Below are 21,775 nucleotides of genomic sequence, written 5' to 3'. Positions count from 1 at the left end.
CGAGGTGTCCCTGCCCTCCACAAGTCATCACCGGGCGAATCCCAGGAGATCTTCAACGTTCAAGGTGACTCCTCCGGAGGGGAACGAGGGTGCCCGGACAGGGCATCCTCGTCGAAACGCTCCAGCTCATGGAAGAGGCCAGGACGATGTCCGGCGGGGGAGGCTCCGTCAGAGGTGGCTGCTCAGCGCGCTCATCTGGGGCTTGTCCACGCCGCTCGCCGGCTCGAGCGAGAAGAAGTAGCTGCCCCACCAGGGTCCACCGGCCCAGTACGTCCACCCGAGGTAGACATCCGAATTCGCCTCCAGGTGGTCCAGGATGTTGTCGAGGGCGCTCAGGCAGACCGAGTCCGTTCCGCCGGCCACCTCGCCCAGGAAGCCCTTCTTGCCATTCGCGCGCAGCCAGTTCGTGAAGGACTGCATCCGCTGCGCGCCGATGGTCGTGCTTACACAGGAGGCCTGGGTGCCCGAGGAGTCGCTGTCCAGATACTGGTGGACCTCGAAGGCGTAGTTGTTGCGGGGATCCTTGACCTGCAGCATCACCGTGGCGTTGGGCGTGCCGTACCAGTTGCTCGTCCACGAGTGGGCACCAGTCCACGCGTTGCCCGGCACGAGGATGAGCTGGGTGGCTCCGGTGTTGCGAATGGCCTGGATGGCGGCGTTGGCCGCCGCCAACCACTGCTCCGTGGGCATGCTGTGGGGCTCGTTCATGAGGCCGAAGACGACCTTCTCATTGCCCTTGAACTCGTTGGCCAGCCGCGTCCAGAAGTCGGCGAAATCGGCGTTGGGAATACCCGAGCCGATGAGGGCACCGTTGTAGCGAGCGTAGTTGTGCGGATCCAGGATGACGGTCGCGCCCTTGCCGGTGAGCCGGTTCACCGTTGTCTTCAGCCGGCTCAGTTCCGTGGCGTCGAACGCGGCATTCCGCGTCCGCTGCAGCCGCTCCCACCTGAAAGGCAGGCGGAACGTCGTCATGCCCTTGGTGATGTAGTAATCCGCCGTGGTGTAGTTCGCGTAGGCGGGATCCGGATAGACATAGTCTTTGCCGTGCGTGCCCGGAATCGCCGAGCCGAACTCGGCACTCGCGAGGTTGATCCCACGGTACGGCAGGGGTCCGGCCAGCGTGACCTCATTCGCGCGGGTCTCCGGCTTCTGGGTCCCGGACTGCTCCTCGATCGGTCCACCGCAACCCCAGAGGAATGCCCCCAGGGTGAGCCATCCCATCAGTCGGGTGTTCTTCATGTGTGGTTTTTCCTCCAGATTGTGGGATGGGCAATGTGTGCTCAATCCCAGATGAGGTCAGGCAACTTGGGGAAATCAGAACTACCAGTTAATTGTAGTCTAAACGGTGAGTGGAGGGAAGTGCAAGCCAGCCTGTTTCCAGTCTCTTTCAATGTTTATGGTGGAGTTGACCGCGGCGGAGCGAGAACTCCGTGGACGGGTGTCCTGGAGGGCGACTCATGGGCTGCTTGGGTGCTTACGGAAGGGGGAGCCGTCCTGGGCTCCTGAGATGCGCGAGCACCGCGTCCGCGACCTTGCCTGGGGCTTCCCGTGCGGGGATGTGACCGACACCGTCGAGCACGAGCCGCTGGTAGGTGTTACCGCGCAGGCTTGTTGATGGGGATGTGAGCACGCTTGCTGATGGACTCTCCTTGGTGGCTCTATCGCCACACTGGGAGATGGGGAGGGGTCCGGGGAGGGGCGGCCCAGGGGTTGCAAAGGGAAGGCGGCCGACCCTCATGAGGCAGGCTTGATTCAAAGTCCCACGGGAGAGGTCATCCCACCCGGGCCTACGGCTGAAGTATAGTCCCGCCTACAGGCGCCCACCGGAGGCGAGCAGCCGCGGGCAGATCGCGAGGGGGAGCGCCAGCACAGAGCCGGAGACGGGCCGGACAGGTCCGGGGAGGAGAAGGATGAGTGGGAAGAAAAACCGGGGCGGGAGGGCTGGCGGGCCCTCCACACCCCAAGCGGGAAACGGGAAGGGGAAGAAGGACGAGCAGGAAACCCCCTCCCGCGTGCAGAGGATGATGGCGAGCCTGGGGCTGACATTCAAGGAGGTAAAGGACCCCGGGCCCGCCGGGGACAGAGGCACCCGCTGGCGGCGATGTTGATGCTGCTGGTGCAGGCGATTGCGGTGGGGCGGCGGGTGTTGAGGCATGCCGAGGCGCTGGGGGAGGACATGCTGCGCGAAGGCACGGCGCCCGAGGGGCTGAAGCGGCCGGTGTCCGACACGACGTTGGATAGGCTGCTGGGGAAGTTGGAGCCAGAGGGGTTGGAGCAGGAGGTGCACCAGATGGTGCACCGAGGCCTGGAAGTGGGGCTGATACGCCATGAGCTCTTCGCCCGGGGCGTCGTCAGCATTGACGGGAAGGCGGGGGAGAGCACGCCGGGGCAGCCGCCGTGCGAGCCGAGCCACACGACGAAGGATGAGCAGGGGCGGGAGTACTGGTACCCGTACGCGCTGCGCGCCAGTCTCACCAGCAGCGCGGCCCAGCCGGTGCTCGACCAGAAGTTGCTGGAAGGCAAGCAGGGAGAGGCGACGGCGTTCCCGGAGTTGTTCAAACGGGTGGTGGAGAAGACTACCTGATGGCGCTCAAGGAGAACTTCCACCGGCTACATGACAAGGCGTGGGTGGCGCTGGCGGTGGCGCCAGTGAAGGTGCGCACGCGCGAGCGGACGAGCGGGGAGTGGGTGGAGAGGGAGTTGAGGGTGGTGGACAAGCCGCCAGAGGAGGACTTTCCCGGCGCCCAGCAATGGGTATGGGTGAGGCAGACGCGAACCAGAGACGGCGAGCTGCCGAAGGTGGAGACGCGGCTGTTCCTCACCTCCATTCCCACAGGGCAACTGTCCCCGGAGCGGATGCTGACGTTGGTACGCCGGCACTGGGGGATTGAGAACGGGCCCAACTGGACAGCGGACGTGGTGCTGGAGGAGGACAGCGCCTCGCCCAGCCTGCGAGGCAATGCACCCCTGGTGCTCAGCTGGCTGCGTTTGCTGGCCTACAACCTGCTGGCCCTGGTGCGCACGCACCTGCCGACTCGCGACAAACGGCCCCAAAGCTTCGCACGCACCATGGAGGTGCTCTACCAGGGCCTGTTGGGTCTGGCCGTGCTGCCCGAGAGTCTGGCCACACTTGCCTGAGCGCCCGCCAGCTGCTCCCGCTCCGGCCTTCCCGCGCCTCTTCTCCCCTGGCTGTTCGGCCTGTGTACCTTCACTCCTGTCCTTCCACGGCGCCCCTCTTTCAGGCGCCGTCCGGAGGGATGCTCCCTCTTTGCCTGTGAATGTCTGGACTTGCTCTCCGCCTCTTCAAAACCTCTCCTACGGACTTTGGATCAATCCTGCCCTCATGAGGGAGGGCACGGGGTACGGCGGGGGAAATCGGGCGTCGCTCGCGCAGCCCATCCAGGCCATCCGGAGTGCTGGATGTCCCGAGCGCGGGAGGTAGCGCCCGCCCACACCTGCCCCAGCTTCCAGTCGACCCATGGCCGCCAGGCGGGGCGAGGCTACCTTTCGGTTGGGAGATGGCCATGGACAGCGTGCCCTCTACAGCCGGGTGGGCAAGGAAACGAGCGGTCGGGACAAAAGCCCCGCGGAGGTACGCCCAGGCCGGCCCAACGGAGCCGCGAAGTGGAAGGACGTCCTTGGGAGGCTGAGGCAGGGGTGGATATGCAACAGGCTGGGTAGCGCAGCCGCCGCTCTCACCTTCTACGGCATCCTCGCCCGCCATCCCTCGCGAGGGAACGGCTGAGCCTGGGCGCGATCCGCTGGCGCTGCCGGGGCGTGAGTGATGCGAATGAGCCGCATGCGGGCCAGCTGCTTCATCACCCACCAGGTGGGATCGAACTCGAAGCGGCGGGCGGCGAAGTTCGGGTTCGCCGGCCGGGCGTGGTGATTGTTCTGGAACAGTTCCCCCATGCATACCGCGTCCACGGGCAGCGAGTTGCGGGACAGATCCCGGGTGGAGAAATTGCGGTAGCCGTAGCGGTGGCCGCACCAGTTGACGATGGCCCCGTGCAGCGGGCCCATCACGAAGTGGATGGGCAGGGCCAGGAATTGCCAGCGCCGGGTGGCGAAGCGCCAGTAGAACAGTGTGTAGAGCGCTCCGCAGCCAATGCGTACCGGCCACTTGTTGAACGTGCGGTCGATGAAAGGCCACTCGGGATACCGGCCGAGGAAGCGTGCCTCGGGGAGCTTTCGCCCCGAGAAGTAATCGGAGTAGCGCCGCGCCGTCTCCAGCATCATCCGGAATGGGTTGCGGTGGATGGCGGGCGAATGAGGATCCTTCTCCGTGTCGGCGAAGGCATGATGCTCGCGGTGGAGGAGCGCGTAGGTTCGTGGCTCGAGGTAGCTCGAGCCCTGGGCTACCAGGGTCAACAAGTGCATGGCGCGCTCGGTGCGCGGCCCCATGGTGTACATCTGGTGAGCCGCGTAGCGGTGCAGGAATAGACTCTGCATCAGGACGGAGAGTCCCCAGTGGGTGACAAAGAAGAGAGAGATCATGGTTGAAGGCCCCCGCGCGAAGCGCACCTTCAATGTGCGCATGGGCAGGGGCACGAGCCCCCGGGCTGGGAACCGAAGGCAAGTCCACTCGGTGGGGGGCGGGCTGGCCACCTACCGCCCGCAGGAGGGCCGCTATCCCGCCGATGCGCTCGGGGCCTTCGCTGATTCCGACGTGAGTACCATGTCATGAGGGGGGTCGCCGAAACGCCATGCAGGACAGCGGACATGGCGACCGCGCATAAGAGGAATGGGGGCAATGTCGAGGGCAGCGGGAGGGAGCAGAGAGGCAGAGGAAGGCCGCTGACGGGAGCCCAAGAGCTGTGAGCCAGGCCGGTGCACTCTGGGTGTAGCCCCAGTGTCATCCGCCATGGCCGGTTTCCTTCGAAGGCCCGGGGGACTTTCCGCTCACGTCGTACTCTCCGACCCACTGCTCCAGTTCAGGGGCAGACTCAGTGGCGATGGTTTCTTCAGTGCGATGGCAACAGCCTCTCGGCCAGGTACTCCTTCATGAACAGGGGATGGATGAGCGGCTCGAACAGCTCCAACCCATGGTTCGCGCGAACGAAGGCATGGTCCATGAAGTTGATCTTCCCCCAGTGGGCCTTGAATCGAATCCCCGCCTGGGTGAGGTGCGCCCAGAGTCCTCGGAGGTGGGTGTAGATTCCTTCCCGCTCCGCCTCGGTCCTGCAGACGTCGGTGAGGTACATGAAGTTGAACTTGACGACGTACTCCAGCCCGGGCCAGTTCCACGGCGACATGTGGTAACCGTCCGTCTTGGTCAGCTCGATCTCAATGGGCATGTTGGGCCAGCCGCTCTGCTCGAAATAATCCCTGCACTCCTCCCGGACCCTGGGCAGGTCGGCCGGATCAAAGCTCCACTCCGCCATCGCCGCATGTAGGGGCGCTCGCCTGTCCACAGGGAGCATGTTGCGCAGCGGGCCGGTCGCCTTCGTGGTGCCGTAGACGTCGGCCATCACCTTGTAGACCACCTGGCTCGCGCACCGGTCAGCCTCGCGGTGCAGCCTCCACGGGCACCGCGTCGCGCGGAGACGAAGCGGGCACGCCCTGGAAGTCGATGGGGCCGTGCCGCGCCGGGAGGCTCGACGGCTCGAGCAGCGCCTCCGCCCGGGCGCGCGTCCGCTCGATGCACACCGCCATCAATCGCCCCAGCTCCGCCTGGGGCAGCACGCCGTTTCGCGTGAGGAAGTCTTCATCGACGCCCGGGATGCGGGGGAGCGCGGGCGTCTGCTGCGACTCCAACGCCGAGAGGGCCTGGCGCAAGGCTTCCTTCGCGCCCCGGCCGCCCCGCTCCAGGGCGAAGGCGATGATGTCCCAGGCCAGCTCCGCGTGCCGCCCCTCGTCCTCGGAGATGACCGACAAGGTCTCCCGCACGACGGGGTCCGTGGCCCGAGTCGCCCCTTCGCCCGCGACCCGGGAGGCCATCCCCTCGGCCAGTCACCCATCCAGCAGCGACCCGCGCACCAGCCGGGACCAGTCGTCCCCCGTGCCCGTAGGGGAAGGCTGGGCGCTTCCCTGTCCGAGCTCCGGAATCGCTCCCGCCGTCCAGCGCACCCCCGAGTAGGCCCTGGCGAGCGCGAAGCACCGCCTGGCATGACGGACTTCATCCAGGGCCGCCAGATGACAGTCCTCCAGCAGCGCCGAGGGCGCCCCCAGGGCGGAGAGCTTGAGCGACAACTTCGAGAAGGCTGGAACGGACGCGTGCTCCAGGCCCGCCGAGTACATCCATACCTCCCCGAGCACCGTTCGCTGCCAGGGCGTGAGCCCCGAGACATCCGGAACGGCGTCATCCGCCCAGCCCTCCCCCAGGGCCCGGCGAGCCACGCGCGTTCGCCCCCGCAGGCGAAGGACCCGCCCCTTCGAGTGGTTGCTGGAGAGGAACGTGGTGATGAGCCAGGCCAGGCTCCCCATGACCGCGGTGCCGATGAGAGTCATGGCCCCCCCGAGGACTCGGATGCCGCCGGAGTGGCGCTTCTGGCGCATGAGGACGAGCCCCCACACGAAGGCCAGGGGTCCCAGGAGGACGACGAACAGCACGCGCTCACCAACCATGGACAACCCTTTCGAGAATCAGCGACGGCGTGACACCCAGCCAGATCTCACGGATGTCGCATAGTGCACGGGGGATGCCAGTCCCTTCGGCCGTTCCGAGGGAAGGATGAATGCCCGGGTGTGCAATGGGCTGCGCGTCAGCGGCGCACCTGTACATTCCGCTACACGGTGGGCGAGGGTCGGGCGGGTGGACATGGCTCGGGCGCGAACTGCTTGAACTCTCCCCGTCCCTCTGCGCTGCCCCCACCTACCTCTGCCCGCCAGTTTCAGGCCTCGACGCTCGGCTCGTCCAAATTCCCGCGCTTTTCGGTGATCATCGACACCACCTGCGAGGACGGCCGGCTTTCTGGCGGACGACTTCGTGGACTTGGACGTCTTCGTGGTGGGCATGCGACCGGGGTCGCGGGTATTAGCGCCTGCTGTCGCGCGTTTGCAAGCCGTCGGCGCGCGTGATTCCGTGGCCAACCGTGGCAAGAGGCGTGGGCTTGTGGGGCACGGTTATGTCGCGGCGTGCGCTCCTTCGTCGGCTCCACCCTCACCGCTGTCTCCGCTCAGGAGTGTGTCCCAGGGAGGCTCCACCAGAGTGCACCGGCATGGCGCACAGCTCGTGGGCTCCCCTCAGCGGCCCTCCTCTGCCTCTCTGCTCCAACCCGCTGCCCTCCCAGACATTGCCCCCATTCCTCTTATGCGCAAGGAGAGTGTGAACAGTACTGGATGAGGATATCCGTTATCGTATCCGCTCGGCGGAGCGGTGCAGAAGGAAGGCGAGGATGTGATAACGGGCCGCGCCGCCCAGCCTGACCGGGAGGGGCAGCGCACAGGTCGCCGCAGGAGCGGTTGAGGGAGGCCGCGCGGCAGCCTCGTGCGCTACCTTCCACATGGGTGGCAGCAGTTCCTCAAGCCGACGCTGGGGCCAGCCGCGGGCGTGCGTCTCCAGCACGTCGGCCAGGTACGCCCACGGCTCGACTCCGGCCAGCACGTACGAGGCCATCAGCGTGTACACGCAGGCGGCGCGCTCGGCGGAGCGGTGAGGAGGGAAGGCGGCGGGCTGATGAACCTGTGGACGTGGATGCAGGAGGCGAACCGCACCTCCGGCCATCCCATCAAGCCCATCGCCGGGACGGAGTTCGGCTGGACGTACACCGAGTACGGACCCACGCTCACCGCCGGCCGCCGCTACACGCTTTCGGCGTATGCCCGGGGGAGCGGGGACACCGCGCGTCTGCGCGCGCTGGGCTTCAACACGCTCAACGGCGTCCAGGAGGCCTCCACGCAGGTAGCCGCCGGCGCGAGCTACCAGCCCCTCACGGTGTCGTTCACTCCCAACTCCAACTCCGTGGTCATCAGCCTGGAGAGCAACGGCAGCGGCACCGTCTACTTCGATGACGTGACGCTCACGGAAGCGCCGTAGCGCGCGCCGAGCGCGGAGACTGGCGGCACACACGCCGGTCTCCGCGAGCCCGTTCCCCTCATCACCGCCGGGCTCGTGCGGATTTTACTCATGGTCGCGGTGTGGCTCCGTGGTATGGGCAAGCTCCGAGGGGGTGCATCACATTCGTGATGCGGTCATTCATGAGCTTCTGGAACGCAGTGATATTGGCCGTGACGGTAGGGGCCTCGGGCGGCGGTGTGCCCGTGGTCCACGTCGTCGAGACGGCAGATGCCGTGTACTTCGAGCCCACCGCGACCCACCAGTCAAACATCGTGTGGGTCTATCCAAAGGCCCGCACGGTGGTATCCCGCGATGCGGCGAACGCGACCTACCTGCTGGTCGAGCGGGTGCTTCGGGATGTGCAACTGCCAGCGGACCCGGGCTCGCTGCATCCATCGTGGAAGGGCAGACAGGCCTTGTTCTACCAGGTGGAGTCCGAGTCCGAGTGCGTCCTGGCGACCCGACCCGAGATGAGATTCATCCAGCAGTGGGTGAAGGCGAAGGGCATGACGATTCACGGAACGAAGAGGAGCGCCATCTGCTCCTTCTCCTTCGAGCTGCGTGGCGAGACGCCAGCCATGGTGCAACAGCTGGAGGCGGAAGCCGCGGCGGGAACGCTGATCCAACACACGTTCGAGCTTTCGCTGGGCATTCCCTCCGCCGCGCCGCTGAGCTGGTCGGCGCTCCACGCGGGACTGGTGAGCGACGGTGTGCAGGTGGGCGGCGCCCGGAGCCCCGAGCTGGCGGCCTTCGAGCTGGGGTTGGTGGGCGAGGCGGATATCGTGCGGAGCCAGCCTCCCGAGGTGCAGCGGTCCTTCCTGGACGCCGCTCTGCTGAACCTGTTCGGCTGGGACCGGGTCTCTCCCGAGGTCGAGCTGCGCGCCACCGCGCCCGCCGGACAGTACGAGTTTCCCAGCATGACGGACGTCATCCCCCTGTAGGCACTTGATATGAGCCCGAATGCACGACGTGCGCTGGTGTTTGCCGCGGTCCTCCTTGGAGTGGGTGGGCTCGCCTGTCCGAGTCCACAGCCCCCCGAGCCACCGCCGCCCGATCAGGAGAAGCCGGAGCTGAAGGTCCATCCTCGCGACAGCGGGACCCTGGTCTGTCACGGATTCGAGCTGCGGATTCCAGCCCTCGATGAATCCATGACACCCGCGTGGGCCAGCTTTCAAATCGCCCAGCTGAACCAGGAAGCGCTCGCGCCGCTGGCGCCGGACGCGCGCAAGGCCCTCTTCGAGGCGTGTGTCATCCCAGCCATCCAGGGAGAAAAATAGCACGTCTCCCGGCTCGAGATTCTCTTCTTGTGAGACATCGAGACGGATACATGGTCTTCTAGGAAGAAGGGACTACCCCGCATTCGGTGTTCTCGCGGGTTCCTTCTTCCAAGGGGTCAGGCCATGCGTTCGAAGCTGCGGTCGACGTTCATGACGATGATGTTGGGAGTCTCGCTGACGGGAGGCGCCGCGCTCGCGGAGGGCTGGACGGAGGAGCTCGCCACCGGAGAGGGCACGGGTGAGCTGGTGCGCACCCGCGAGGGTCTGGTGTTCGAGCCCTACGCCGTCATGCGCCGGTCCGAAGGGCTGCGCACCCTCACGGGCCTCTACACCTTCCCGGCCCGGAGGCTGGAGCAGCCGGTGGACACCCTCCGGCCGGTGCTCCGGACGACGAGCTCCCTGGGGATGGGGGTGGAAGTGGATGTCCGCGTGCGTGCGGCCAGTGGCGCCTGGAGCGAGTGGAGCACCTCCAGCGCGGGCGAGGCCGTGCGCCTGCCCTGGGCCGGCACCGAGGTGCAGGTGCGGCTCGCGCTCGTGGCGGACGAGCACGGCCGCGGTCCCCTGGTGCGAGAGGTGACGATGGAGGGCTCTCTGGAGGGGGGCGCCTCGCAGGAGCTCACGGCGCTGGCGACGCCGTTGACCTACCGCATCTACGCCACGCGCGAGGGGCTGGTGGGCGGCACCACGGCCAACGGCCACGTCATCAAGAGCTATGACCGCTTCGTGGCGCTGCCTTCGCGCCGGGCGCTCGCGAGCAATGGCGGCTCCGAGTACCAGGTGAGGGTGTGCTACTCGAAGACGGGCAAGTGCACGACCACGTCGGTGTGGGACGTGGGACCGTGGAACACGAAGGATGACTACTGGAATCCCTCGAGCGTCCGCGAGATGTGGAAGGACCTGCCGCAGGGCAAGCCCGAGGCCCAGGCCGCGTACCAGGACGGCTACAACGGCGGGTACGATCAATTCGGGCGCCGGCCCGCCAATCCCGCGGGCATCGACATCGCGGATGGGTCGTTCTGGACGGACCTGGGGATGAGCAACAACGACTGGGTGGACGTGACGTACCTGTGGACGTCGGGCGGGTCGACGACGGGCCTGGTCGTCGACAACAACAACGCCAACAACGACACCACCAAGGGCTACAGCCAGATTTCGGCCAACTGGGCCACGGGCACCAGCACCGGCTTCTTCGGCAACAACTACAACTACGCCTCCACGCAGGCCGTCTCCGACCCGGCCGTGTTCTTCTTCTACCTGCCGGCGGCGGCCACGAAGACGATCGACGCCTGGTGGGTGGCGGGCACCAACCGCTCGCCGACCGCGCCCTTCATCATCACGAACGCGAGCGGCACCAACCTGGCCACGGTGAGCGTGAACCAGCAGCTCAACGGCGGCAAGTGGAACACGCTCGGCACGTGGAGCTTCCCGGCCGGCTGGAACAAGGTGCAGCTGAGCCGCTGGACCACGACGGGCTACGTCGTCATGGCCGACGCCATCCGGGTGCGGTGACGAAGTGGTGGGCGGGGGCATCACCCTGAGAGACCATCCAGCCGCTCCTGGCGGGTCCTCTGGGAGGCGAGCGGAGTGGCGGACAAGGGCTTTTCCGTCCGCATGCGCCTCATGGGAGCTCAAGCCCCCTCCCATGGCCAGCGCTGACCTTCCCGCCCTCCACGACCTACTTTTGAGCGGAGAGGAGCCAGGCGATGCGTCTTTCTGATGAAAACCTGCGGGGACGGACCATCATTGGAGCAGATGGTCAGGTGATTGGAGAGGTCATGGCCCTCTTCCTGGACAGCGAGACCTGGAGGGTCGAGTCACTTCAGGTGAAGCTGGATCGAGTGATCGCCGACCAGATCGGAGCCTCGCGTAGCATCTTCCACGCGGGAATACTCGAGGTTCCTGCCCGCCTCGTTCAGTCGGTGGGTGACACGGTCGTCCTCTCCGTCGTCGTTGATGCACTTCGGCAGGTCCTCCCTACGGAGGGGGAGCCCGCGTCAGCCCACTAGGATGGTCGGTCACGCGGGGGGCTCGTGCGCCAGGGTCTACAGCTCCGGGCACGCGCTTCCAACGCCAGCCCGGCATGGTGCACCGCGTGGCGTGTAGCGGATGCGGAGCGGCTGGCCATCCCGTTCGACGGTGAGCTCCATCGGCCGCTCGGGATGGGGCCGCACCTCCTCGAGCGGTGTCATCGATAGGAGCTTGTCGCCTTCCTTCACGCCCGCCTGCTCCGCGGCGGATCCGGGCCTGAGGATGCCGAGGCTCATTGGGCGTCGACACGTGCGAGATACATGAAGCCGCGGCCGTAAGGCACACGTTGCGCGCGGCCGTAGCTGCGGATGAAGGAGCTGGAGAACGCGGTAGAAGGACGGCACCGTGTGGGCCTGGGGTCGAAACATGTACGGCCAGCTCGGGGATGGGACGAGCGACAGTCGCTCCTCTCCGGTGCTGGTGCCCGGCGTGACGGAGGTGAAGACTGTCGCGGCGGGCGAGAGCTTCTCCCTGGCGCTGCGCGAGGACGGCACGGTGATGAGCTGGGGGCGCAACCTCTATCGCCAACTCGGGCATGGCGATCCGGGGAACATCAACATCCCTCCGGCCCAGGTGGAGGAGCTGACGGGCGTGGTGGCCGTCTCGGCGGGCGCGAACCACGCCCTGGCGCTGCGCGAGGATGGCACCGTGTGGGCCTGGGGTGACAACTCCTACGGCCAGGTCGCGGGCGAGTTCGATTGGATGCTCCAGTTCGTGCCGGGGCAGGTGCCCGGCCTCTCGGGGGTGACGGCCGTCGCCGCCGGTCTCTCGCACTCCCTGGCGCTGCGTGAGGACGGCACCGTGTGGGCCTGGGGTAGCAGCTCCAATGGCCAGCTCGGGAATGGGACGACGGGCCGGTTCCAGAACATTCCGGAGCAGGTGCCGGGCCTGACGGACGTCGTGGCCATCTCGAGCCGTGGCTGGCACTCCCTGGCGCTGCGTGCGGACGGCACCGTTTGGACCTGGGGCCATGACATCCTCTCCCAGGTTGGTTCGGGGGCGCTCCACCTCGTTCCCGTCCAGGTACCGGGCCTGACAGGGGTGGCCATCTCGGCCGGTTCAGGCCATTCCCTGGTGCTGAGCGGGGATGGCACCGCGGTGGGTTGGGGAGCCAACCGGCAGGGCGCGCTCGGCAACGGCGAGTCGAACCTGCACCTCACCCCGGCCCGCACGCTGCTGCCCTGCCGCTTCACGGGGATGCCCTCGTGGGAGCACCGCGCTTCCGCTCGGGGCCAGAGCCAGGCGTCACCCTGAGCCTGGAGAACCCATCAGGACCCGCCGGCCATCTTGACTCATGAGGTCAAATCCGTTCCCCTGTGCGTGCATGAGGTGCGCATCCACGGAGGGACGGCACGTGGCGGACGATAAGACCTGGAAGGACGGCGGGACGGGGGCGTTCCAGTTCGGCAGGAAGTACGAAGAGGTAGGGCCCGAGCTGGGACGTCTCCACGAAGCGAGGCATGTCGGGACGGGCAACCCCGCGCTGACGTTGATTCCCTGCGACCGCGTGGAATGGCAGCCCGAGGGGGAATGGCGGATGCGTCTCTCCTGCCATCCGAACCCGCCTTCCGTGACGCTGGAGGTGGAACAGTCGCCCGCGTCGGTTCCGGTGACGGAGCTGGCGGACATTCTCGTGCTGATGACCGCCGCGGTCGAGCGCGTGGAGGACAACCCTCGGCTTCGGGCGCACCTCGCGGGAGGGCGGGTGAGCCCCTGGGTCAGGTGGGGGCCGCGGGCCGTCGCGGGCCTCTCCGTGCTAGCGCTGGGACTGGGCGTCTGGCTGCATGGGGCGAGCGAGCCCGAACACCTGTCGCCCACCTCGCCCGGCGTGGGCTCCACGAGGCCCTCCCAGCTCGATGCACCGGAGATGATCAACGCGGCTCCTCCGACAACGCCCATCGTCTACCCTCTGCCTTACGAGCCTTTCCGGAACCAGGCGAAGGCTCCCTGCCAAACCAAGACAGGCGAGGTCGAAATCAATGGGGGTTGCTGGATGGCGCTCGAGAAGCGTCCTCCCTGCTTCGAAAACCAGGCCGAGTACAAGGGCAAGTGCTACATGCCCGTCTCGAAGGACCGGGGGGGCCTGCCGCAATCCGTCGAACCCTGAGTCCCCTCCTTTCGCTGGGCTTCGCTCAGGCCGCTCGCGAGGAGGATGCCGCGAGTGGCTGTGGGCTTGTCCCGGCAAGGTGGACGGTAGGGCCGAGGTGCCAACTTCTACGCCCACCCGGTTGCTCAGGCCTTCAGGGAGGAGAGCAGATCGATGTTGAACCGATCCTTGTGCGTGCTGGTGAGGCCGTGCGGCGCACCGGGATAGACCTTCAGCGTGGAGCCCTTGACGATCTTGGACGAGAGCAGGGCCGAGGCACCGATCGGCACGAGCTTCCTCGGGCGGCTGCGTCAGCAGATCCGCGAGGCCCTCGTGACCGGCGGCCCCACCATCGAGAACGTGGCCCGCACGTTGCGCATCAGCCCATGCACCTTGCAGCGACGGCTGGCCAGTGAGGGGACCCACTTCCAACAACTGGTGGATGCCGTGCGCGCCGAGCTGGCGCGCCGCTATGTGAGCGAGGGCAGGATGTCCCTGGGAGAGATTGCCAGCCAGCTGGGATATGCCGAGCAATTGCCAGTACTCGTGGCGCGTCCTGTCACTGCGAGTCCAAGGTGCTCTTCAAGGCCCCTCGAGACATCTGTCAATATCACCACGGTCGGGACACCCATTTCCCCTTCAGGAGTCACACCCATGCGTTGGAAGATCGTCGTCATTGTCATGTCAACCCTCATCGCCGCGGCTTGCGCGGAGGACGAGGGGCGGGATGCGGGCATCCAGGTGGAGGAGCCAGCTGGAAGTGATGGCTCGGACGGCCGCGCGGAAAGCTGTGAGCCCTTTGGCCGTTTCGGGCCTCCAGGGAACACGTTCACGCTTCCCGGGCCAGGTTCGAATGGGCAACTCTACATCCCGGACGTGCAGGCGCGCTTTCCGGAGGTGGATTGGAGCACGCTGGACCGGCTCTACATCCAGGCGGGGACGTACAAACTCCTCAACCTGGGCAACCTGCCGGTGCGCAGCGCGTCCCGGCCGCTGGTCATCACCAACAAGGGCGGACAGGTCATCCTCCGGCCTTCCGCGGGAACCACGCAGGGTTATCTGTGGGTCATCAATGGTGGCACGAACTGGGTGCTCACCGGCCGGTATGACGCTGATTCCGGCACTGGCCACCCGGACTTTCCCGGCCACCGCTGCGGCGCCTACGCCACCTCCCGCCAGCGCTATGGCTTCCTGAGTGACGATGCCTTCGTGCATGGCAGCCACATGGGGCTCGCCATCGGCGGAGCGCGCGGCTTCGAAGTGGAGTTCCTGGAAATCACCCGCTCCGGCTTCGCGGGGCTGCGCATCAACAACACGAGCAGCGGGGGCACGGTGCCGCCGCTCGACGACATCCGGTTGCATGACCTCTACATCCACGACACGGGCAGCGAGGGCATCTACTTCGGGTCCACGCAGGCTCCGCCCACGCCGCTCGGGTCCGGTCTGAAGGTCTACAACAACCGCATCGTTCGCACCGGCACGGAGGCGCTGCAGGTGCAGAACCTTGGCGAGGGCGCTGAAATCCACCACAACGTCATGGCCTTCGGCGCCCTGGACTGGCGCGCCGCCTTCCAGGGCTACCAGGACAACAACTCGCAGGCTCAGGTCCGGGGCGGCCATATCCGCTTCCACCACAATGTCTTCATGGGCGGAGCCGCCGCGCTGCTCAACTTCTTCGTGGGCGCGGAGAGTGGGGATCTGCCCCTGGACGTGGAGTTCACCGACAACTACTTCGCGGACACGCTCAACCTCGGCATCTACGTCGGTGGCACCTCCGGCGGCGGCTCGAGGCTCCGCTGGGAGCGCAACGCCTTCCGCGGGCTCGACTTCGGCTATGCGGAGGTCTACCCGTCCACGACGGACCCCGGCGTCATCTTCCGGCTGGGGAACACCATCAGCTCACCCACCACGCTGAAGGACAACGTGTGGGAGGGAGGGCGCAAGCTCGTCGCCGGGCTCACCGGCGGGAGTGGCACCTCCGGCGTGGTGACGGCCAGTGGCAACGTGAATGGCCCCGTCCCGGCCATGGGCTTCGTCGCGACGGGGCTACCGGCGGGCACCGCCACCCGGGCGCTGGAGATGTGGACGAGCCGCGCCACCCTGGCTCCCGGGCAGCCGGAGATGACGTACGCCGCGGGCAGGCTGGTGATGCACGACGGGCAACTCTACCGGGCCCGCTCCGAGAACACCAACCGGGTCCCCCCGGAGCACCCGGATGTGTGGGAGCTGCTGCCCCTTCCCGTGGACGACCTGCGCACGGCTCCCGGGAGCGAGTGGGCCGCGCGCGGCGTGGGTCTGCTGGACTCCGCCCCCTGACAGCCGCCGCGTCAACCTCGACACCTCCCCGCTGAGAGGGAGCCGTTCTCTACCGCCTGAAGAACGACACCTGCTGGAATCGCAGGCCGGCCAGGATCTGCTCCACCCGCGTGTCGGACAGCGAGCCGATACGTTCACCCAGGCGGGTCTTCTCGACCGAGGAGAGCCGCGACACGACCACGACGCTCTGCTTGGGAAGGTTCCCCTCGCCCACCTCGAGCAGGACGTTCCCCGGCTCGCTCGCCCGGTGCAGGTTCGACGTCAACGCGCACACGACCACGGTCGTGATGCGCGAGTGGTTGAAGACGTCGTCCTGGACCACCACGTGGGGATGGGAGTAGTCCGGGGCAGGCCCTCGCGAGTCATCCGGTGCGATCCAGAACACGTCACCGCGGTTGATCCTCACCGGGGGAGTGCCCGTGGGTTCTCCTGTGTTCGTCGTCATGTCGCGCTCGTGAGATGGGTCCGAAGGAGGCTACCCGAGGAGGCGGGTAGCCGGCCATGCCGCCAGCCGGGGACGCCTACGTGTGGAGGATGGCGAGTGCGTACCCTCTGCGAGCCGCCTCGTCCGCCGCTGACCGGAGGGTGTGCAGCACCGTCCCGACCGTATCGTCATCGGCGCTCTCGATTTCCTCAATGAAGTCGTTGGGAACGTCATCGAGGGATGCCTTGAGATCCCGCACCTGCTCGGGGCTGAAATAGCCAAAACTCGGGCAGTTGCTATCGTCGCCGAGGACATTGTTCGGAGAATTGTTGAATGCGAACACGGGCAGGAACTTCGTTCCTCCCATCTGCTCGTCGATGATTTCGAGTGCCTCGGCGAAATCGAGGGTGTCCATCTCCAACTGCCCCCATCGAGCCCCCCGGGCCTGTACGGATGCAACGAGCTTGTCATGGAGCTCTTGATCCGACAGACCTTGGCGCCCGGTGGGTAGCTTCTTCTCGTCCACGACGTACAGCGTCAGGGTATCACTCACCTCAACCCTCCAGCAGGAACAGGGGGAGGTAGGGGGACTTCACACCGCATTGCATCCCGCGCTCCTGGGCGAGCTTTGCCAGGGCCATTGCTGGCAGACAGATGAACCCCTCCGAGCGAAGCTTGAGTTCCCCACGCTTCGCTTGCACCTCGTGGGCCTTGACGACTTCGGCAAGGGACTCGTCCAACAACTTCGTATCCTGGGTTGCCACGGCTCGAAGGGCCTGGACCTCCGGCAGCACGGACTGCCTGTCGTCCTTGGAGGCCGTATCGGAAGAGCACTTCGCGATCAACTCCTCGATGGCGGCCGGATCCACGGCGCTCTTGCGCAGGTAGAGCCTCACCTGCTCCAGGTAGCCGGCATAAGCATCATCCGAGGGCTCCACGGGGTTGCGGAACTGCCAGGGCTGAAGCCGGAGCAGTTCTTCTCGCTCCGCCGGACCGCAGAAGCAGATGACCAGGGACAACGTCTTCTCGAATACCCACAGAATCCGGGACTCGCTGGGCGCTGGCTTCTGCCGCACCGCGTGCATCTTGAGCAGGTTTCGGCCGGCCAGGGTCAGGTGCTCCCGGATCTGCTTCGGGTCCTTCTCCTGCTGGTACAGCATGAGACCCACTTCGCACGAAGACTCACCGATCGAGCGGTAGTGCCTGTCGAGCTCCCTGGCGTCGCTCGCGGCAGGCGGCTTCTCGAGGAGCGCTTTCTTGAGCAGCCCCGCACGCCACTCCAGGTTCTTGGCAACGACGTCATCAGCGATCTTGTTGAGTTTCAGTCCCATTGCGCTCTCCCGAGCCACCCACCTAGCAGGTCAGTTGTATCTACCAAAGTCTTGAATATGGGGCGGGAGGTATTCGCGGGCTCCGCCTCCCTCCAGGGCTTCCAGCACCATGCCAGTCACCTTCGGAGGGGGCTTCCTGTCCAGGGCCTCCACCAACTCCCTGCCCAAGCGCATGTTCTTCGATGCCATGTCTTCGGCTGTGCTCCGGACCCACTGTTCGCTCATCTGGGCCCCCTTGGTCTTGGTGGTGCCGAGCTTGGCGCCAGGTCCCTTCGCCTCGACGATGACATATTCCTTGATCTTCCCGTCCAGACCCCGCTTCACATAGACCTGATCAAACCCGACCCCCTGCTTGAAGCCGTGACGCAATTCGAGCTCTGGATGGTTCCTTGCCACGTACTTCGCCGCAGCCTCTTCACCCACGGCCTCGGTGATCTTCCCCTTGTGTGCGCCGAGCGTCCTGGGCTTGGCATTGCGCTTCTTGGCCGCCTCCAGGGCCTTCTCGTATTTGGCTTTGTGTGCAGCCACGTTTTCCAGGTGCCTGGCCAAGCGTCTGTCGGCGATCTGCCGGGCTCTGCGCAGCCCGGGATGAACCGCCTGAAGAAGCTTCCTCGCCAGCCGCCTGGCGGCTTGCTTGACTCCGGGAATCTTTCCGAGCCCGAGGAGGGCGAGGTCGATGGTCGCGGCCACGAGTGCCCCCTTCAGGGCGCACATGAGGCAGAAGCCATCCCCATTATTGGCCTGCTCGACGAGCTGACCGGCGAAGGCTCCGACGCCGGCGGCCACCACGCCCGCCGCGAGCACGACCCCCGCCGAAGCCCCAGCAACGACAGCCACGAGCGCTCCCGCACCCGCGATGGCGCCTTCCACGGCTCCAGCAACGGGATCTCCCCCGGTCACCGCCGCAGTCACCGCTCCCACCGCCGCACCTACCAGACCGGCGATGCCCACGGCCAGCAGCGGCGCGAGCCCACCAAAGGGGTCTGCCCGGTTCCAGGGGTCATTGCGGCAGTAGCTGTAGTTCGTCGCCTCTGGCTCGTACCAACGCGGGTCGCGTGAGATGTAGGATTTCAGCCACGCGCAATAGTAGCGGGCATGGTTGTAGTAGAGCCCTGTCTCCTCATCCTCGTACTGACCGGCCAGGCGCCAGGGTTGGCGTATTTCGGAAACCTCCACCCGTACCACGCCAAACGAGTCATAGCGTGCGCTCCAGACGACCTGGCCTGACTCATCGAAAGCCCGGATGACGGCTCCTCGCGCATCCGTCTGCAGCCAGTATGTCCGCCCGTTCTCTCGGAAGGCGTGAGGAATCACTGTCTCCGGCAGGAAGAGGTAATCCCGCCGCACGGGGGGGGCCCCGGGGTGCCACTGCACCTCTTCCCAAAGGAGTTGGTGTCCCGCCCAGCCATACTTCCACGTCGTCCGTCCATCTGTCTTGAGGACCCGGCGTCCGAGGGCATCGTAGCCATAACGGACTTCCCGGCCCCCACTGCGCGTCTCGCGCAGCAACCCGTCACCACCAAAGGAACACCACAATTCGCCGCCCGGCGTGGGCAGCAGAACCATGTTTCCGTTTCCATCATACTCGATGGAGCGTTCCCCATACATACGGGGCTCATCCACCAAGCCCATGCACACCCGGGTGCCTGCGTCATCGACGAGGTTGCCCTTGGCATCGTACGCGTAATGCACCAGTGGCTGGTTCGTCGTGGCATCCAATTCGCCGAGCAGCCGACTCTCGGCGTCATAGAGGAATCGCCGGGACGTGGGTTGTCCGAAGCGCGCGGCCGACATATCCGTCATGGCCGTCAGCCGCTCGCAGGCGTCGTACTCATATCCCTGCTCACTGAGCGTCCTTCCATTCCGGCCGACGACACAGGCCTGGGCCAGCCTTCCGGTTTTTGCGTATGACTGCGTCTCGAGCAGACCGTTTCCGTAATGGATTTCCGAGACGGTCCCACCCGGTGAGTAACGGAATCGGGTCTCCCTCCCGCTCCACTCTCGTACCAGACTGAGCCGGCCGTCCTCGTCATACTCGTATTCGAGGGGCTCTCCGTGCTGTGAGACCAGCCGCACCAGGCGCCCCTCTTCGTCATAGGCGTACTGGACCTGCCCGAACGGCGACTCCTCCGTGAGTGGGTTACCGTCCGCATCGAAGGTGCTCGTGAGGGTTCCGAAGTCGTTGCGAGCGGCTGTCAGGTTGTTTCCCTTCAGCTCGAACTCCGTTCGCGACCCATCGGCCCAGGTGATGGCCTTGAGGACTCGCGCATCCTCATCGAACTCATGGACGATCTGACAGCCATCACGCAGGACGACCACCGCGGATGACTTCTCGGGATGCGGACGGTGCTCCTGGCGCGAACCGTCCGGGAAGACGATGGCCGTCAGGGCTCCTTGCCCATCGGTCTCATAGGTTGTCTTGCGTCCGAGCGGATCGACGATGGCCCGCAGCCTGCCGCTCTCGTCTCTCTGGTAGCGGGTGAGCGCGCCGGTGCGGTCGGTCACGCTCTCCACCGGTCCCGCCGGGTGATAGGAGAAACGGACCGTGTTGCCATCCGGATAGCGGATCAACAGCGGGCGGTCTTTGTCGTCGTACCGGAGCAGGTACGACATCAAGCCGGGGCGGCGAAGCGTGACAGCATTGCCTCTCGCGTCCCGTTCCAGCTCCAACCGTTCGGGACCTGGATGGAGGATGGCCGACAATCGCCCCTGGGCATCGAACTCGAAGCCCACCGTATTTCCCGAGGGCGGCGTCAGGCTCGAGGGCAGTCCGTCCGCTTGGAAGGCCATGCGCGTCTGGAAGCCACGCGCATCGGTGCTGACAAGGTCACCGGTGGTCGCCTCTCGCTCGGCCTGGAGCCCCTCCGACCGCAAGCCCGCGAGGATTCGCTCGGCGGACTTCGACCGCCAGATCGGGCGGAAGGCCTCCATCTGCTCCTGGCTGATCTTGAACATGCTCGTCCCACCGTTGCTCACGAAATCGGATCAGACCGCACACGCTCACGCCGAGACGAGTGATACCTCGTCCCTACGAATCTTGCGCTCCCGAACCGAGAAGCGAAGGAGGCGCTCTCCCGCGGAACCTTCCATCAAGAACGAGTCGATGCCCCCGAAGAACTCCTGGAGCTGCTCGGGCGAACATCTGGGAAGAAAGATGGGGAGCACCCGTGGATCGTAGAAGCGGAAGTAGAGTTCCTGGCCCGTGGAGTCCTGGATCATGAGGAACTTCCGCAGGTGCCGCCGAACGTCCTTGAAGGGTCGCTGGCTGGTGAGGAACAGTCCCCAATTCATTCCCCACCCTTCCTGGACCAACGATTCCAACAGGCGCGAGTCCCTGGGCAGGCTCACCAGCAACGGCGCAACCTCCGCCAGGACATCTCCCTGGGGGCCATCATAGAGGGAGCGGTATTCCTCCACCGACTCCCGCAGCAGGACGAGCACCCGCGCGTCTTGCGCCGCGTCCATCACCGCGAACAGCAGCCCGGATTGGGACACCAGGGCCTTCAATGCCCTGGCCTCGAGCGCCTTGCGCACCGGAAGCTCCGCCACTGCCGGTCGGTTCGGAGGTGTCATCGCCTCCACGTGCACCGAGAAGTCCGTCATTCCGGCGCGCACCCAACCCCCATGGGAGACCTGGCTCTCCTCAACGCGCTGTCCATCGAGCAGCGTGCCCGTTCCGCTTTTCAGGTCGCGTAGCGTGCAGTGTGTCCCGTCCCACGCGAGCTCGAAGTGGAGCTCGGACATCGATGCGTCACCGGGCACCGACAATCCCGCTGTTTCCGCGCGACCTACCTGAAGTACACGCCCCGGTTCGAGCACACCCTTGGAGCCGGCGGACGCGCCCCATCGCACCTCGACGATGAGCCGTCTCCCAGGGCTCGCGACCCGTGCCGAAGCCGTGTCCGCCGTCATGCTCCGGCCTTGGTTACAAAGGGATTTCCACTGGCGGCGGCGGACGCCATGCACCTGGCCTGCGCGGGCGCGCCAATCAACACTGTCGGACAGCCCGCCACGACCTGTCCACCGTGTGAGGTGGGATCTCCCAATCGTGCCGCCGGCTTGTTGCCGATGAGCACCGATGGCTCACCCTGAGAAATGGAGTCCGGCGGGCCGACACACACCGCCATGTCTCCGACCCGTGCGGCGGGCATGTAGCCGATGAGTACCGTTGGCTCTCCAGTGGAAACCGGTCCTCCCACGTGCGGCACTGGTCCCGGTTCTACTTTCGGGCAGACGTGCATGTCACTGATGCGTGCGGCCGGAGGCATGATGGGGCTCCTGTGTCGGTTGGTTCGTACTGCCAGAATCAGCAGG

Annotated in this window: 24 protein-coding genes and 1 pseudogene; 11 read left to right on the top strand and 14 right to left on the bottom strand. The window is 66.1% G+C overall.

Going from position 1 to position 21,775, the window contains the following annotated elements; all coding sequences use genetic code 11:
• Nucleotides 1-168 precede the first annotated feature (168 nt).
• Nucleotides 169-1,239 carry a glycoside hydrolase family 5 protein gene (locus JQX13_RS05700; protein ID WP_203408055.1) on the bottom strand — a complete coding sequence of 357 codons (1,071 nt, stop codon included), beginning with the start codon at nucleotides 1,237-1,239 and terminating at the stop codon, nucleotides 169-171.
• A gap of 862 nt (nucleotides 1,240-2,101) precedes the next feature.
• Between JQX13_RS05700 and JQX13_RS05695 the strand changes: the two genes are divergently transcribed.
• Together JQX13_RS05695 and JQX13_RS05690 are read left to right on the top strand one after the other, a co-directional pair.
• Complete coding sequence (locus JQX13_RS05695; protein ID WP_203408054.1) at nucleotides 2,102-2,584, top strand: hypothetical protein; 483 nt, start codon at nucleotides 2,102-2,104, stop codon at nucleotides 2,582-2,584.
• Nucleotides 2,584-3,138, top strand: a complete 555-nt coding sequence (locus JQX13_RS05690) for a hypothetical protein (RefSeq protein ID WP_203405751.1) — start codon at nucleotides 2,584-2,586, stop codon at nucleotides 3,136-3,138. Before JQX13_RS05695 ends, JQX13_RS05690 begins: the two co-directional genes overlap by 1 nt.
• A gap of 564 nt (nucleotides 3,139-3,702) precedes the next feature.
• On the opposite strand, the gene JQX13_RS05685 is transcribed toward JQX13_RS05690, so the two are convergent.
• The 5 genes from JQX13_RS05685 to JQX13_RS56105 all read right to left on the bottom strand — a co-directional run bounded on the left by JQX13_RS05685 (nucleotide 3,703) and on the right by JQX13_RS56105 (nucleotide 7,507).
• On the bottom strand, nucleotides 3,703-4,497 hold the full coding sequence (locus JQX13_RS05685; RefSeq protein WP_239014562.1) for an acyl-CoA desaturase: 795 nt from the start codon (nucleotides 4,495-4,497) through the stop codon (nucleotides 3,703-3,705).
• 467 nt (nucleotides 4,498-4,964) lie between these two features.
• Entirely contained in the window at nucleotides 4,965-5,471 is a 507-nt protein-coding gene (locus JQX13_RS05680; RefSeq protein ID WP_203408053.1) for a hypothetical protein, read from the bottom strand.
• A 31-nt stretch (nucleotides 5,472-5,502) separates the two neighbouring features.
• Entirely contained in the window at nucleotides 5,503-5,940 is a 438-nt protein-coding gene (locus JQX13_RS05675) for a hypothetical protein (protein ID WP_203408052.1), read from the bottom strand.
• A 12-nt stretch (nucleotides 5,941-5,952) separates the two neighbouring features.
• The gene (locus tag JQX13_RS05670) at nucleotides 5,953-6,567 is read right to left on the bottom strand and encodes a hypothetical protein (RefSeq protein WP_203408051.1); all 615 of its coding nucleotides are present in this window, start codon (nucleotides 6,565-6,567) and stop codon (nucleotides 5,953-5,955) included.
• A gap of 727 nt (nucleotides 6,568-7,294) precedes the next feature.
• The gene (locus JQX13_RS56105; RefSeq protein WP_430384199.1) at nucleotides 7,295-7,507 is read right to left on the bottom strand and encodes a hypothetical protein; all 213 of its coding nucleotides are present in this window, start codon (nucleotides 7,505-7,507) and stop codon (nucleotides 7,295-7,297) included.
• On the opposite strand from JQX13_RS56105, the gene JQX13_RS05660 reads away from it, so the two are divergent.
• The 5 genes from JQX13_RS05660 (at nucleotide 7,430) to JQX13_RS05640 (ending at nucleotide 11,282) form a co-directional block, all read left to right on the top strand.
• The gene (locus JQX13_RS05660; protein WP_239014561.1) at nucleotides 7,430-7,978 is read left to right on the top strand and encodes a hypothetical protein; all 549 of its coding nucleotides are present in this window, start codon (nucleotides 7,430-7,432) and stop codon (nucleotides 7,976-7,978) included. The genes JQX13_RS56105 and JQX13_RS05660 overlap by 78 nt on opposite strands.
• A gap of 161 nt (nucleotides 7,979-8,139) precedes the next feature.
• On the top strand, nucleotides 8,140-8,940 hold the full coding sequence (locus JQX13_RS05655; RefSeq protein WP_203408048.1) for a hypothetical protein: 801 nt from the start codon (nucleotides 8,140-8,142) through the stop codon (nucleotides 8,938-8,940).
• Nucleotides 8,941-8,949: 9 nt separating this feature from the next.
• Nucleotides 8,950-9,276, top strand: coding sequence for a hypothetical protein (locus tag JQX13_RS05650; protein WP_203408047.1), 327 nt, complete (start codon nucleotides 8,950-8,952; stop codon nucleotides 9,274-9,276).
• A gap of 123 nt (nucleotides 9,277-9,399) precedes the next feature.
• Nucleotides 9,400-10,785 (top strand): hypothetical protein, encoded by a 1,386-nt coding sequence (locus JQX13_RS05645; protein ID WP_203408046.1) that lies wholly within the window; start codon nucleotides 9,400-9,402, stop codon nucleotides 10,783-10,785.
• A 194-nt stretch (nucleotides 10,786-10,979) separates the two neighbouring features.
• Nucleotides 10,980-11,282: a PRC-barrel domain-containing protein gene (locus JQX13_RS05640; protein WP_203408045.1), complete on the top strand. Its 303-nt coding sequence runs from the start codon at nucleotides 10,980-10,982 to the stop codon at nucleotides 11,280-11,282.
• A 36-nt stretch (nucleotides 11,283-11,318) separates the two neighbouring features.
• On the opposite strand, the gene JQX13_RS05635 is transcribed toward JQX13_RS05640, so the two are convergent.
• Nucleotides 11,319-11,540 (bottom strand): PDZ domain-containing protein, encoded by a 222-nt coding sequence (locus tag JQX13_RS05635; protein WP_203408044.1) that lies wholly within the window; start codon nucleotides 11,538-11,540, stop codon nucleotides 11,319-11,321.
• Between the two features lie 130 nt (nucleotides 11,541-11,670).
• On the opposite strand from JQX13_RS05635, the gene JQX13_RS05630 reads away from it, so the two are divergent.
• Together JQX13_RS05630 and JQX13_RS05625 are read left to right on the top strand one after the other, a co-directional pair.
• A complete protein-coding gene (locus JQX13_RS05630) occupies nucleotides 11,671-12,558 on the top strand; it encodes an RCC1 domain-containing protein (RefSeq protein WP_203408043.1) in 888 nt (295 codons plus the stop codon).
• A 100-nt stretch (nucleotides 12,559-12,658) separates the two neighbouring features.
• The gene (locus tag JQX13_RS05625; RefSeq protein WP_203408042.1) at nucleotides 12,659-13,411 is read left to right on the top strand and encodes a hypothetical protein; all 753 of its coding nucleotides are present in this window, start codon (nucleotides 12,659-12,661) and stop codon (nucleotides 13,409-13,411) included.
• 125 nt (nucleotides 13,412-13,536) lie between these two features.
• Here the strand turns inward: JQX13_RS05625 and JQX13_RS05620 are convergent, their stop codons facing one another.
• The gene (locus JQX13_RS05620; protein WP_203408041.1) at nucleotides 13,537-13,680 is read right to left on the bottom strand and encodes a hypothetical protein; all 144 of its coding nucleotides are present in this window, start codon (nucleotides 13,678-13,680) and stop codon (nucleotides 13,537-13,539) included.
• Here JQX13_RS05620 and JQX13_RS56100 point away from each other — a divergent pair.
• Together JQX13_RS56100 and JQX13_RS05615 are read left to right on the top strand one after the other, a co-directional pair.
• Nucleotides 13,628-13,864: pseudogene (locus JQX13_RS56100) on the top strand (hypothetical protein); the annotation flags it as partial. The gene JQX13_RS05620 and the pseudogene JQX13_RS56100 overlap by 53 nt on opposite strands.
• 180 nt (nucleotides 13,865-14,044) lie before the next feature.
• Complete coding sequence (locus JQX13_RS05615) at nucleotides 14,045-15,706, top strand: right-handed parallel beta-helix repeat-containing protein (protein ID WP_239014559.1); 1,662 nt, start codon at nucleotides 14,045-14,047, stop codon at nucleotides 15,704-15,706.
• A gap of 49 nt (nucleotides 15,707-15,755) precedes the next feature.
• Here JQX13_RS05615 and JQX13_RS05610 read toward each other — a convergent pair whose 3' ends face one another.
• The 6 genes from JQX13_RS05610 to JQX13_RS05585 form a co-directional block, all read right to left on the bottom strand.
• The gene (locus tag JQX13_RS05610) at nucleotides 15,756-16,151 is read right to left on the bottom strand and encodes a type II toxin-antitoxin system PemK/MazF family toxin (protein ID WP_203408040.1); all 396 of its coding nucleotides are present in this window, start codon (nucleotides 16,149-16,151) and stop codon (nucleotides 15,756-15,758) included.
• A 76-nt stretch (nucleotides 16,152-16,227) separates the two neighbouring features.
• Complete coding sequence (locus JQX13_RS05605; protein WP_203408039.1) at nucleotides 16,228-16,683, bottom strand: hypothetical protein; 456 nt, start codon at nucleotides 16,681-16,683, stop codon at nucleotides 16,228-16,230.
• Between the two features lies 1 nt (nucleotide 16,684).
• The gene (locus JQX13_RS05600) at nucleotides 16,685-17,461 is read right to left on the bottom strand and encodes an Imm49 family immunity protein (protein ID WP_203408038.1); all 777 of its coding nucleotides are present in this window, start codon (nucleotides 17,459-17,461) and stop codon (nucleotides 16,685-16,687) included.
• Nucleotides 17,462-17,491: 30 nt separating this feature from the next.
• Nucleotides 17,492-20,416, bottom strand: coding sequence for an RHS repeat-associated core domain-containing protein (locus JQX13_RS05595; RefSeq protein ID WP_203408037.1), 2,925 nt, complete (start codon nucleotides 20,414-20,416; stop codon nucleotides 17,492-17,494).
• A gap of 45 nt (nucleotides 20,417-20,461) precedes the next feature.
• A complete protein-coding gene (locus tag JQX13_RS05590; protein ID WP_203408036.1) occupies nucleotides 20,462-21,373 on the bottom strand; it encodes a DUF4123 domain-containing protein in 912 nt (303 codons plus the stop codon).
• Nucleotides 21,370-21,702, bottom strand: a complete 333-nt coding sequence (locus tag JQX13_RS05585) for a PAAR domain-containing protein (protein ID WP_239015237.1) — start codon at nucleotides 21,700-21,702, stop codon at nucleotides 21,370-21,372. Before JQX13_RS05585 ends, JQX13_RS05590 begins: the two co-directional genes overlap by 4 nt.
• Nucleotides 21,703-21,775: the final 73 nt, after the last annotated feature.

The sequence above is a fragment of the Archangium violaceum genome (genome assembly GCF_016859125.1).
GTDB lineage: Bacteria > Myxococcota > Myxococcia > Myxococcales > Myxococcaceae > Archangium > Archangium violaceum_A.
This window is presented reverse-complemented; position numbering and strand designations above follow the sequence as displayed.